Origin of the sequence: Butyrivibrio sp. NC2002 (assembly GCF_000702265.1) — a bacterium.
In the GTDB taxonomy this organism is placed as follows: domain Bacteria; phylum Bacillota; class Clostridia; order Lachnospirales; family Lachnospiraceae; genus Butyrivibrio.
On sequence record NZ_JNKZ01000004.1, the window covers coordinates 641,793 to 654,726 of the forward strand.

Annotated in this window: 12 protein-coding genes; 7 read left to right on the top strand and 5 right to left on the bottom strand. The window is 34.4% G+C overall.

Going from position 1 to position 12,934, the window contains the following annotated elements; all coding sequences use genetic code 11:
- Positions 1-67: 67 nt before the first annotated feature.
- The 5 genes from gyrB to dnaA form a co-directional block, all read right to left on the bottom strand.
- Positions 68-2,005, bottom strand: coding sequence for a DNA topoisomerase (ATP-hydrolyzing) subunit B (gene gyrB / locus T543_RS02950; RefSeq protein WP_155843128.1), 1,938 nt, complete (start codon positions 2,003-2,005; stop codon positions 68-70).
- 9 nt (positions 2,006-2,014) lie between these two features.
- Complete coding sequence (gene recF / locus T543_RS02955; protein WP_035765540.1) at positions 2,015-3,121, bottom strand: DNA replication/repair protein RecF; 1,107 nt, start codon at positions 3,119-3,121, stop codon at positions 2,015-2,017.
- Complete coding sequence (locus tag T543_RS02960) at positions 3,118-3,333, bottom strand: RNA-binding S4 domain-containing protein (protein ID WP_035765543.1); 216 nt, start codon at positions 3,331-3,333, stop codon at positions 3,118-3,120. The genes recF and T543_RS02960 overlap by 4 nt, the downstream gene beginning before the upstream one ends.
- A gap of 7 nt (positions 3,334-3,340) precedes the next feature.
- Positions 3,341-4,450: a DNA polymerase III subunit beta gene (gene dnaN / locus T543_RS02965; protein WP_035765547.1), complete on the bottom strand. Its 1,110-nt coding sequence runs from the start codon at positions 4,448-4,450 to the stop codon at positions 3,341-3,343.
- Between the two features lie 279 nt (positions 4,451-4,729).
- Positions 4,730-6,139, bottom strand: coding sequence for a chromosomal replication initiator protein DnaA (dnaA, locus tag T543_RS02970; RefSeq protein ID WP_035765549.1), 1,410 nt, complete (start codon positions 6,137-6,139; stop codon positions 4,730-4,732).
- A 481-nt stretch (positions 6,140-6,620) separates the two neighbouring features.
- On the opposite strand from dnaA, the gene rpmH reads away from it, so the two are divergent.
- The 7 genes from rpmH (at position 6,621) to mnmG (ending at position 12,933) form a co-directional block, all read left to right on the top strand.
- The gene (gene rpmH, locus T543_RS02975; protein ID WP_035765550.1) at positions 6,621-6,755 is read left to right on the top strand and encodes a 50S ribosomal protein L34; all 135 of its coding nucleotides are present in this window, start codon (positions 6,621-6,623) and stop codon (positions 6,753-6,755) included.
- Positions 6,756-6,806: 51 nt separating this feature from the next.
- Entirely contained in the window at positions 6,807-7,184 is a 378-nt protein-coding gene (rnpA, locus tag T543_RS02980; protein WP_035765551.1) for a ribonuclease P protein component, read from the top strand.
- On the top strand, positions 7,156-7,365 hold the full coding sequence (yidD, locus tag T543_RS02985) for a membrane protein insertion efficiency factor YidD (RefSeq protein WP_035765552.1): 210 nt from the start codon (positions 7,156-7,158) through the stop codon (positions 7,363-7,365). Before rnpA ends, yidD begins: the two co-directional genes overlap by 29 nt.
- 18 nt (positions 7,366-7,383) lie before the next feature.
- Complete coding sequence (locus T543_RS02990; RefSeq protein WP_035765553.1) at positions 7,384-8,688, top strand: YidC/Oxa1 family membrane protein insertase; 1,305 nt, start codon at positions 7,384-7,386, stop codon at positions 8,686-8,688.
- Positions 8,689-9,513, top strand: a complete 825-nt coding sequence (jag, locus tag T543_RS02995; protein ID WP_035765554.1) for an RNA-binding cell elongation regulator Jag/EloR — start codon at positions 8,689-8,691, stop codon at positions 9,511-9,513. It abuts the gene before it with no gap.
- Positions 9,514-9,600: 87 nt separating this feature from the next.
- Positions 9,601-10,998, top strand: coding sequence for a tRNA uridine-5-carboxymethylaminomethyl(34) synthesis GTPase MnmE (mnmE, locus tag T543_RS03000; protein WP_035765557.1), 1,398 nt, complete (start codon positions 9,601-9,603; stop codon positions 10,996-10,998).
- A 12-nt stretch (positions 10,999-11,010) separates the two neighbouring features.
- Positions 11,011-12,933 (top strand): tRNA uridine-5-carboxymethylaminomethyl(34) synthesis enzyme MnmG, encoded by a 1,923-nt coding sequence (mnmG, locus tag T543_RS03005; protein WP_035765559.1) that lies wholly within the window; start codon positions 11,011-11,013, stop codon positions 12,931-12,933.
- The last annotated feature ends 1 nt before the right edge of the window (position 12,934 follow it).

A 12,934-nucleotide genomic window follows, 5' to 3' on the forward strand; every position in this document is an offset into this window, starting at 1 on the left:
GCCATAAAAATACTATGGATTATTTGTATTTAAATGATATATTTTGACTTTGATTTTTTGCTATGTCTTATATATCCAGGTTCTTAACAAATTTTGCGTTTTTCTCTATAAACTCTCTTCTGGGTTCAACTTTATCGCCCATGAGAGTTGTGAATGTAACATCTACATCTGATTCTGCTTCTTCATCCATGTTAACGCGGAGAAGTACTCGTCTTTCAGGATCCATGGTTGTTTCCCAAAGCTGTTCAGGATCCATCTCACCAAGACCCTTATAACGCTGGATCTTATTGTTCTGGTCACGTCCAACATCACTTAATATCTTATTAAGCTCTTCATCACTGTAGGCATACCAGACCTTCTTGTTCTTCTCAAGCTTATAAAGCGGAGGCTGAGCAAGATATACATGTCCCTGTTTGATAAGTTCAGGCATGAATCTATACAGGAATGTAAGCATAAGTGTTGCTATATGAGCACCATCTACGTCGGCATCAGTCATGATGATTATCTTGTCATAGCGAAGCTTTTTGATATCAAAGTCATCATGGATACCTGTACCAAAAGCGGTGATCATTGCTTTAATTTCAGCATTTCCGTATATTCTGTCTATTCTTGCCTTTTCAACATTTAAGATTTTTCCTCTAAGAGGAAGAATAGCCTGAGTTGCACGTGATCTGGCTGTTTTAGCTGAACCACCCGCAGAATCTCCCTCAACTATGAAAATCTCACAGTTTTTAGGATTTTTATCTGAACAGTCTGCAAGTTTTCCGGGCAGACCAAGTCCATCAAGCGCAGATTTTCTTCTTGTAAGATCTCTTGCTTTTCTTGCAGCATCTCTTGCGTGCTGAGCAAGTATTGCTTTTTCAAGGATAACCTTGGCAACCTGAGGATTCTGTTCAAGGAAATATGTAAGCTGCTCTGAAACTACGCTGTTTACAGCTCCTCTTGCTTCACTGTTACCAAGCTTTTGTTTTGTCTGACCTTCGAACTGAGGATCCTCAATCTTTACACTGATGATTGAAGTAAGACCTTCACGGATATCATCACCTGTGAGGTTTTCCTCATTATCCTTGAGCATTTTATTTTCTCTGGCATAATCATTGAAAGTCTTGGTAAGCGCAGCTTTAAATCCTTCCAGGTGAGTACCACCTTCAGGTGTATTTATATTGTTTACGAATGTATATGTGCTTTCATTGAAGGAATCGTTGTGCTGAAGTGATACTTCAACCTGAACATTGTTTTTGTTTCCTTCAAAATACATAATCTGATCGTAAAGAACAGTTTTACTCTTGTTAAGATACTGAACAAATTCCTTTATTCCGCCTTCATAGTGGAACTGCTGCTCAATTATATCTTCGCCTTCTTCTACTCTGTAGTCTCTAAGTGTGATCCTGAGACCCTTTGTAAGGAATGCCATTTCTCTAAGACGCTGCTTTAAGATGTTATAATCAAAAACTGTCGTCTCCTTGAATATCTCTGCATCTGGCTTAAATGATACCTTAGTTCCTGAATGTACCTTGGTTGTTGTTCCGACTTCTTTAAGAGGATAGCATACCTTACCTCTTTCATAGCGCTGCTCATATACTTTTCCTTCACGAACAACCTGTACTTCAAGCCATTCTGAAAGAGCATTAACTACAGAAGCACCAACTCCGTGAAGACCACCGGATACCTTGTATCCTCCACCGCCGAATTTTCCGCCTGCGTGAAGGATTGTAAATACAACTTCTACACCTGTAAGACCTGATTTATGATTAACGTCTACAGGAATACCTCTACCATTATCCATAACGGTAATTGTATTATCTTTGTTGATATTTACTTCAATGTGATCGCAGAATCCTGCGAGTGCTTCATCTACGGAATTATCTACTATCTCATAAACAAGATGGTGAAGTCCTCTTGCTGCTGTAGTTCCGATATACATACCGGGTCTTTTTCTTACAGCTTCAAGACCTTCCAATATTTGAATTTGATCCGCTCCATAGTTATTCTCTGTGCTGTTCATTTTCATCCTCTATTCTTCGGGTATTGTTCCGTTTACTACTCTGAAAACTTTATCTATTTCAAATCTGTTATTTACAAATTCATCAAGGCCCGTACAGGTTATTATTGTCTGAATATCTCCAATTGTATTTAGCAGATAATTTTGTCTGTTACTGTCAAGCTCTGACAAAACATCATCCAAAAGAAGTACGGGATTTTCTTTTTTTGATTTTTTAACTATTTCTATCTCAGAAAGCTTTAATGACAGAGATGCTGTTCTTTGCTGTCCCTGAGATCCGTATTTTCTGATATCAATTTCATCTTTTGAGATCAGATTTTCACTCTTAACATTGAATGAAAAATCATCTTTATGAGGACCAACAGTAGTTTGCTTTAAATATATGTCCTTCTGTCTTGAGTCTTTTAACTTATTTTCATACTCATCACAGGTAACATTCGGTTCATAATAGATGTTAAGCTGTTCTCTTCCACCTGTCAGCTTGGTATGGATAGGACCTATTATTTCACATAAATCCTTTATGAATCTATCTCTTGTCCTTATTATCACTTTTCCGTATTCAACAAGCTGTGCATCCTGAACATCAAGTAGTACCTTGTTTTCAGGATGATCAAACATATCTTTTAATACTTTGTTTCTTTCACTGATGAGCTTGTTATATTTAGAGAGATTCTCTAAATAAATTTGATCCAGTTGACAGAGCTCCATATCCATGAATCTGCGTCTTTCAACCGGACCATCTTTTATGATACTGAGATCTTCTGGAGAAAAAAATACTACATTGCATCTTCCTACAAGATCGGATGCTTTTTTTATTTTCTGTCCGTCTATGGCAATTCCTTTGGATTTACTTTTCCTTAAGTGCATGTCAACTTTGTATGTTGCTCCGTCACGTTCGATAAGAGTTCTTATATGACCCTCATCTTTTCCAAAGGATATTATCTCTTTATCTTTACTGCCCTTATGAGATTTGGTAGTAGCAGCGAGATAAATAGCTTCAAGTATATTTGTTTTTCCCTGAGCATTGTCACCATACAGAATATTGGTTCCGCTGCTGAATTCAATTTTTAGATTTTCATAATTTCGAAAATCAGATAATTCCAATGATTTTATTATCATTTTGTTATTTGTACCTGTGTACCTTCATATTCGACTACATCACCGGGATAGAGCTTTCTGCCTCTTCTTTTCTCTACCTCTCCGTTTACTTTAACAAGACCATCCAAAATATCATTTTTGGCATCAGCTCCTGATTCCTCAAGACCTGCTTTTTTCATGGCCTGACCAAGTTTTATAAATTCATCATTTTCTCTTAGACTAACTTTTTCCATAATTCTCTCAATTCACTGTAGTAAAGTTTATAGGAAGTACAAGATAAATATAGTTGGATTCTTTATCCCTTATAAAGCAAGGTGCTTTGGGATTGACCATATAAATATCTATGTTCTCATCATCAATTGCTCTGAGCGCATCTATCAAAAACTTAGGATTAAATCCTATGATAAGATCCTTACCCTGCTTCTCAATCTCAATTTCTTCATCCATGCTTCCAATGGTTGAATTGATCTTGAGTTCCATCTTGTCATCTGTGATAGAGATAATAACAGGCTTTTTATCGCCTTCCTTAACAAGAAGAGTAGCTCTGTCTATACAATCAAGCATCTCTTTTCTGGAAATAGTCATCTTTGTTTCATAATCGCTTGAAAGCATCTGATCAATATTGAAATATTCGCCCTCAAGAAGTCTTGATACAACAATAGTCTTATCAAACTCAAATAAAATGTGCTTGTCTGTAAAGAATATATCTACATTGCTCTCTGTACTGTCAGTGATTATCTTACTTATATCTGATAATGTCTTTCCGGGTACAACTACTTTTTTTGGTGAGTAGGAATTCTGAAGTTTAACTTTTCTTATAGAAATTCTGTGTCCATCAAGAGATACGAGCTTTAATGTATCCTGATTAACTTCGAAAAGCTCTCCACTCATCATCTTATTAGCATCATTTTCAGCAATAGAGAAAATAGTCTGCTGAATAATATTCTTAAGTGTGTACTGAGATACAGAGATTCCATCTATTTTTTCAATGCTGGGAAGATATGTAAAATCATCTGCATTTCTTCCTACTATGCTAAACTTAGCCTTTTCACAACTTATTGTTACTTTTCCGTTAGAATCTGTTTCTATTGTGACATCACTGTCAGGAAGTTTACGTATAATATCAAAGAATATTTTTGCATCTATTGCAATATATCCTCTTTCTAAAATATTGCCCTCTACTTCTGTCTGAATACCAAGTTCCATATCGTTGGCAATAAATTTGATGATTCCTTCTGATGCATCTACAAGGATGCATTCAAGTATAGACATAGTTGTCTTATTGGGTACTGCTTTTGAAACAATTTGTAAGCCCAATACCAGATTAGATTTGGAACAAATAAACTTCATTAGGCGATAGCTCCCTTCGATCGCAATATATAAAATAAATAATATTAATTAATAATATTCGTAATAATAGTTGTTGATTTGTGGAAATCATAGTCTATTATACAATTTATCTGGCTTATTTACAAATTTTTAATAGTTGATAAATAAAAATTTAATGTTGAAAAGTTTACATTTGTCCACGCGCCAAATTTTGCGTTTTAAGACTATCGAAATAGTTTTCCACTTAATTTTTGATTTATAAACACTTTATAAATAATTTATAAACAGAGTTATCCACTTTTAGGCAGATGGATTTAACTTCTTTGTGATGATATCGATGTTTCTTTGAAGTTCTTCATCTGACTGGATCAGGTCTTTTATCTTATTAACTCCGCTCATAACAGTTGTATGATCCTTTTTACCGAGAGCTTTTCCGATTTCTTCAAGAGGAGAGTCGGTAAATTCTCTTGAAAGGTACATAACGATCTGTCTTGGAAGAACTATTTCTTTATTTCTCTTCTTAGAAGTTATATCTTCCTGCTTTACATTATACTGTTCGCAAACTGTACTTATTATTAATGGTATAGTTATTACCTTTGATACATCAGGATAAACGATATCTTTGAGAGCTTCCTTGGCATTATCAAGAGTAATATCTACATTATTAAGTCTGGAGTAGGCTATTATCTTATTGTATGCGCCTTCAAGTTCTCTGATATTTGATTTAATATTGGTAGCAATGTATTCAAAGATATCATCACCGATTTCTTTTATGTATCCTTCAGCATTTTTCTTAAGGATTGCCATTCTTGTCTCATAATCAGGAGCCTGGATGTCAGATATAAGTCCCATCTCAAATCTGGATCTGAATCTTTCTTCAAGGGTTTCCATTTCCTTTGGTGGTTTATCTGATGAAAGGATTATCTGTTTACCGGCCTGATGGAGTACGTTGAATGTGTGGAAAAACTCTTCCTGAGTACTTTCCTTTCCTATTATAAACTGTACGTCATCGACCATTAGTACATCCACGGTTCTGTATTTCTCACGAAGCTTACTCATGGCATCGCCTTTTCCGGCTTTACCATTTCTGATAGAGTCGATTACTTCATTTGTAAACTGCTCTGATGTGACATATAAAACCTTTGATCCGGGGTTATTTTCAATAATGTAATGACCGATCGCATGCATAAGGTGAGTTTTACCAAGTCCCGGTCCTCCGTATAAAAAGAGGGGATTGTAGGCTTCTCCGGGGGATTCAGCAACTGCAAGTGATGCGTTATGTGCGAACCTGTTGTTTCCACCTACTACGTATGTCTCAAATCTGTATTTAGGATTAAGGTTTGAACTCTCGTAGTTATTTACTGTTTGCTGAGGTTTTTTGTCTTCATCTGAAAGAGTTTCTTCATTATTAATATATTCATCTTTTACATCTTTTTCCAAAATGAATTTAACTTCGATATTTTGCTCTAAAAACTCAGACAGAGTAACAGTGAAAAACTTTTCGTATTTCTTCTCTATATAATTTAGAGCGTTGCTGTCATCAAAAGGAATTAAAATTATTACAGTATTGTTTTCATACTTATAAAAAGATAGGGGTTGTACCCAAGTGTTGAAGGATATTTCTGTCATACTAAGATCTATCCGGATAGATTCTTTTATGTTATCCCAGTTTTCTGATATTTTTTGTGTTATTTCTGTAGCTTTTTCCATATACTTCTCCCAATGCGAATTTAAGAATTATTGTAACTTATACACATTTAAATATCAAACAGGAGCATATTGTGGATAACTTTATAAAAATAATTAAAAAAATTTTTTATTTTTTTCTCAAAGTGGAAAAGTGGAAAAGTATGTGAATATTATTCAACAAAACAAACACGCATAAATACTGGGTTTGTTATTCTTTGATAAATAGTTATCAAAATTTTTTCCACATTTAATCCACAATTTGTGGATAATATTTATGAATTTACAGATAATAACAACTTATCCACAAAATCAACATTTGGTTGTGGATAAGTTGATCAAATACTATATATTGGAAGAAATTTTTCTGAAAAAATTTTCAGTTATCCACATGGATTTTTTAGAACTTGACTAAAATTGCTATATTTATTATAATTACAACGATTTTTTCTGATTAGGACAATTATTTTTAATTGATATATAGAGAAGGAGGTGTATTTCGACTATGAAGAGAACTTATCAGCCACATAAGCTTCAGAGAGCTCGTGTTCACGGCTTTAGAGCAAGAATGAGCACAAAGGGAGGCAGAAAAGTACTTGCTGCCAGAAGACTTAAAGGTAGAAAGAAAATATCTGCATGATTATAAGGACCACTATGTGTGGTCCTTATGTTATATGCACAGGGTTTTTAAATGAACTTTTCAGAATCATTAAAAAAGACTGCTGATTTTCATCTTGTCTATAAATGTGGAAAGAGTGTTGCAGACAAAAACATTGTCCTATATGTCAGAGAAAATGATTCCACAATTAATAGACTGGGTATTTCATGCAGTAAAAAAATTGGAAATAGTGTTGTCAGGCACAGATTCAACAGACTAATCCGTGAAGTATACAGACTACATGAAAATATATTTAATAGTGGTTTAGATATAGTAGTCGTGGCCAGGAGGTGTGCTAAGGATGCTACATATTTTGAAATAGAAAAATCCTTCCTCAGTTTGGCCGGAAAGTCTCATCTAATAAAAAATGATGAGGTGAAAGATGAAGAAAATACTTATATTTCTAATTAAATTATATCAAAAGTATGTTTCTCCCTTAAAGAGAACAAAATGTCCATACATTCCGACTTGTTCGCAGTATGGATTGGAAGCAATAGAAAAGTATGGTGCATTTAAGGGGAGTCTTCTTGCTGCTTGGAGAATTCTTAGATGTAATCCTTTTTCAAGTGGGGGATATGACCCTGTACCATAATTATTTGGAGGATGTGTTGTGAACTTAGTTTTTCTTACACAGTATCAGGGGAAAATAGTAGGTCCGGTTGCATGGATTCTTGGACATATCATGAATTGGATCTTTATTTTCCTTCAGAAAATTGGAATTCCCAGTACGGGTCTTTCCATTATTTTATTTACAATTATTATTAACCTTTTACTTTTACCTCTTACTTACAAACAGCAGAAGTTCTCTAAACTTCAGGCTAAGATGAATCCTGAACTCCAGGCAATTCAGGCTAAGTACAAAGGTAAAAAAGATAATGATTCCATGCTAGCTCAGCAGGAAGAAATAAAAGCTCTTTATGCTAAGTACGGTGTTTCACAGGCAGGAAGTTGTGTTCAGTTACTTATACAGTTCCCTATTATGATTGCTCTTTACAGAGTAATCTATTCAATGCCTGCTTATGTAACAGCTGTTAAAGATGCTTTTTATCCTCTTGTTTCACAACTCCGTGAGACAGCAGGAGCCAGTGATTTTTTACAGACTCTTTCAAGTGCCGCTCAGTATGCAAAACAGTTTTCAAATGATGCATTTACTTCCGGCGATGTGACTTATATAGAGAATACTTTTGTTGATGTTCTTAATAAAGCTTCAACTGCAGATTGGAATTTATTATCTGAGAAGTTTACATCACTTAGTGATTCAATACAGAGTACTCATTCTATAATAAGTTCATATAATAGTTTCTTAGGACTTAATATTGGTGATTCACCTAGTTATATGCTTCATACTGCTATCAGCAGCAAGTCATTTGGACTCTTTATAGGTGCTCTTGCTATTCCTGTATTATCCGCATTAACACAGTGGATCAGTTTAAAGCTTATGCCTCAGGCTGCAACTACAAGTAATGATCCTAATGATCAGGCTGCGCAGATGGCTAATTCTATGAAGACTATGAATATGATGATGCCTATCATGTCAATCGTATTTACATACGGACTTCCTGCAGGTCTTGGTCTTTACTGGATTGCCGGTGCTGTTGTTCGTACAGTATTGCAGATTATCATCAATAAGCGTATTGATAAAATGGATATTGATGCACAGATTATCAAAAATACTGAGAAATATAAAAAGAAACTTGAAGCTCAGAAGTCTACTCCCTCAATGGAGATGTATGCAAAACTTAATACCAGAAACAATTCTTCTGTATCAAAGCTTACTCAGGCAGAAAAAGATGCCGGTATTAACAATGCAAGACAGATATATGAGAGTGGCAGGGCTAAGAAAACAAGCCTTTTGGCAAGAGCTAATATGGTTAAAGAATTTGATGAAAAAAATAATAAACAGGGGGAATCATAAATGGATTACATTGAGATTTCAGCAAAGACAGTTGATGACTGTATAACAGAAGCTTGTATTCAGCTTTCTGTAACTAGTGATAAACTTGATTATGAAGTTATTTCTGAAGGTTCTACCGGATTTCTTGGTTTAAATGTTAAGCCTGCAAGAATTAAGGCAAAGGTTAAATCTGAGAATGATAACGCAGAAGAGAATAAAAATACCGAAGCAGTAAAGACATCTCTTGAAAAGCAGGTTGATGCAAAAGTTGAAGAAGCAAAGAAAGATAATAAGAAGGATCATAAAAAGGAAGCAGTAAAAGAAAGCAAATCCGATTCTACAGATTCTTCCGATTTTTCTGATTCATCATCTGTTTCATATGTATATGATCATGAATTCATTAACATCGCAAAAGAATTTGCTAATAATGTTTTTGAAAAAATGCATATGGAAGTAAAGGTTGAAGCAAAGTATAACGAAACTGACAAGGTTCTTGAAGTTGAGTTATCAGGTGACGAGATGGGTGTACTCATCGGTAAGAGAGGACAGACTCTTGATTCACTTCAGTATCTGATTTCTCTTGTTGTTAACAGAGACAGTGAAGATTACATTCATGTTAAGGTTGATACCGAGAATTACAGAAGCCGCAGAAAAGCAACTCTTGAAAATCTTGCTAAGAATATTGCTTATAAAGTTCGTAAGAACAGAACTGCAGTTTCACTTGAGCCTATGAATCCTTACGAAAGACGTATAATTCATTCAGCTCTTCAGTCAGACAAATATGTTACAACTCACTCTGAAGGTGAAGAACCTTTCAGAAGAGTAGTAGTAACACTTAAGAAATAATCGATCTAATACAACTTGTTAATTTATTATGGGGTAAATTATATAGATGGTTCTATGTAATTTACCCTAAATACATTTTTGAAAATTATGATTTTTAAAGAAGATACGATTTGTGCGATAGCCACTGCAATGATTGATGCCGGAATAGGTATAATCAGAATAAGTGGTGAGAATGCACTTTCATTTGCAAGCAAAATTTATATTGATACAAAAGGTGAACATTCTCTTTTGAACTTTAAAACCCATACTATTCACTATGGGTTTATTTGCGATTTAGATGAAAACAAAATTGATGAAGTCATGGTTTCTGTTATGAAGGCTCCTAAAACTTACACAAGAGAAGATGTAGTAGAAATTAATTCACATGGTGGAAGAGTAGTAATGGAAACTATTTTGAATCTTCTGATAAAAATCGGATGTAGATTAGCTGAGCCCGGTGAATTTACAAAAAGAGCTTTTTTAAACGGAAGAATAGATTTAACCAGAGCTGAAGCTGTCATGGATCTGATACATGCTCAAAATGAATTTTCAATGAAAAATTCTGAGATTCAGCTTAGTGGTGAGTTATTTAATAAAATAGATTCTATAAGAAAAGAAATTATTTATGAACTGGCATTTATTGAATCAGCAATTGATGATCCGGAAAATTATGATCTGGATGGATACAATGAAAGATTGACTAAGAAGAATGAAAGTTGGCTTTCGAAAATTCAAAAATTAATTGATAGCTCAAATGAAGGAATGATTAGAAAAGATGGTATAAACACTGTGATAATAGGAAAACCAAATGCCGGAAAATCATCTCTTCTAAATAAACTTGCCGGAAAAGAGAGAGCTATTGTTACTGATATTGAAGGCACAACTCGAGATATTATTGAAGAAAATATAAGATTGGATGATATCATTTTACATGTTATCGATACTGCCGGAATCAGAGATACCGATGATGTTATAGAAAAAATCGGTGTTGAAAAGGCTGTCGATTCTGCAAAGAGTGCAGATCTTATTTTATATATAATTGATTCAACCGATAGTGACTTTTCACATGATGAAAGAATTAATAATATTATTAAAGAAAATCATGTGATTGTATTATTAAATAAAAATGACATAAGTGACAGTATAAATGTTACTGAAGAAGATATCCATAAAAAATATGGAAATGATATTCCTGTTATAAAGACATCTATGGTTGATGAGACAGGAATGGATGATCTTAAAAAAATAATTGGTGATATGTTTTTTGATGGTTCTATCCTTCCTAAGGAAGAAATGTATATTACCAATTTAAGACAGAGGGAAGCACTCATTAATTCAGAACAAAGTCTGGAAAAAGTTAGAGAAAGTTTAAATGCTTTCATGTCAGAAGACTTTTTATCGATTGATCTGATGAATGCATATTCTTACCTTGGTGAAATCATCGGTCAGGAAGTCGATGATGATTTAGTTGAAGAAATTTTTTCAAAATTCTGTATGGGAAAATAATTAGAGGTTTTTATGATAGCAGATAATGTTGACGTAGTTGTAATAGGTGGCGGACATGCCGGATGTGAAGCCGGTCTTGCTGCAGCAAGGCTTGGACTTAAGACAATAATTTTCACTTTGAGCTCTGATAATATCGCTTTTATGCCATGTAATCCGCATATTGGAGGATCTTCAAAAGGTCATCTTGTCAGAGAAATAGATGCCCTTGGTGGAGAGATGGGAAAAAATATTGATAAAACATTCCTTCAATCCAAGATGCTCAATAAGTCAAAAGGCCCCGCTATACATTCACTTCGTGCTCAGGCAGATAAGCTAGCTTATTCAAAAGAGATGAAGAAGGTTTTGGAAAACCAGGAAAACCTTTATATAAAACAATCTGAAATCTGCGAATTAATTTGGGAAGAACTTGATAAAGATAAAGATGTTTTTCTTTGCAATGAAGGATATGAAAAAAAGATTACCGGTGTCAAAACTGTAACAGGTCTTATATACAACTGTAAATCTGTTATTCTTTGTACCGGAACATATCTTAAATCAAGATGTCTTTGCGGTGAGGCTATTACATATACCGGTCCAAATGGACTTCAGCCTTCTAATATGTTATCAGATTCACTTATTAAAGCGGGTATTGAACTTAGAAGATTCAAGACAGGAACTCCTGCAAGAATGGATGGTAATTCAATTGACTATTCAAAAATGGAAGTACAATATGGTGATTCACCTGTAATTCCTTTTTCATTTGATACTAATCCGGCTGATGTTCAGAAAGAGCAGCATAATTGTTACCTTACTTATACAAATGAAAAAACACATGAAATTATACGAAATAACATAGATAGATCACCTATGTATTCAGGTGTTATAGAGGGGATAGGACCCAGGTATTGTCCCTCAATAGAAGATAAGGTAATTAAGTTTCCTGACAAGATCAGACATCAGGTGTTTATTGAGCCTGAGGGAACTCATACAAATGAAATGTATGTTGATGGTATGTCTTCTTCAATGCCCGAAGATGTTCAGCTTCAAATGTATAGATCTGTTCCCGGACTTGAAAACTGTATCATTGTTAAGAATGCTTATGCAATAGAATATGATTGCCTTGTTTCCGGTCAGCTTTATCCTACTTTGGAAATTAAGAAGATTCGCGGTCTTTTTAGTGCCGGTCAATTTAATGGTTCAAGTGGTTATGAGGAAGCAGCTGCTCAAGGATTATATGCTTCGATTAATGCTTGCATGCAAATTTTAAATAAGCCCTATCTTTCTATAGACAGATCAGAAGGATATATTGGTGTACTTGTGGATGATCTCGTAACAAAAGATAATCTCGAACCGTATAGAATGATGACTTCAAGAGCTGAGTACAGATTACTCTTAAGACAGGACAATGCAGACATCCGTCTTAGAAAAAAAGGGTATGAGTGCGGACTTATATCAAAAGAAAAATATGATGCTCTTTTGATAAAAGAAGATCAGATAGAAAAAGAAATCGAAAGACTTAAAAGTGTAAAAGTTGGTGCTGCTGCACCAATACAAAAATTCATGGATGAACATAATTCACCCAGACTAAAAACGGCTGTTAGTTTATCTGAACTTATATGCAGACCTGAACTTGATTATTATAGTTTGAGTGAAATAGATCCTGACAGACCTGATCTACCTGCAGATGTTATTGATCAGGTTGAAATAAATATTAAGTATGAAGGTTATATAGAAAGACAGCAGAGACAGGTTGATAAATTCCGCAAGATGGAAAAGAAAAAGATTCCTGCTGATATAAATTATGATGATGTTCTAAGTCTACGACTCGAGGCTAGGCATTATCTTAAAAAATTCAAACCTGTAAATGTAGGTCAGGCTTCCAGAATTAGTGGAGTTAATCCTGCTGACATTTCTGTACTTTTAGTTTACCTTGAAAACTATAATAGAAACAATTAAA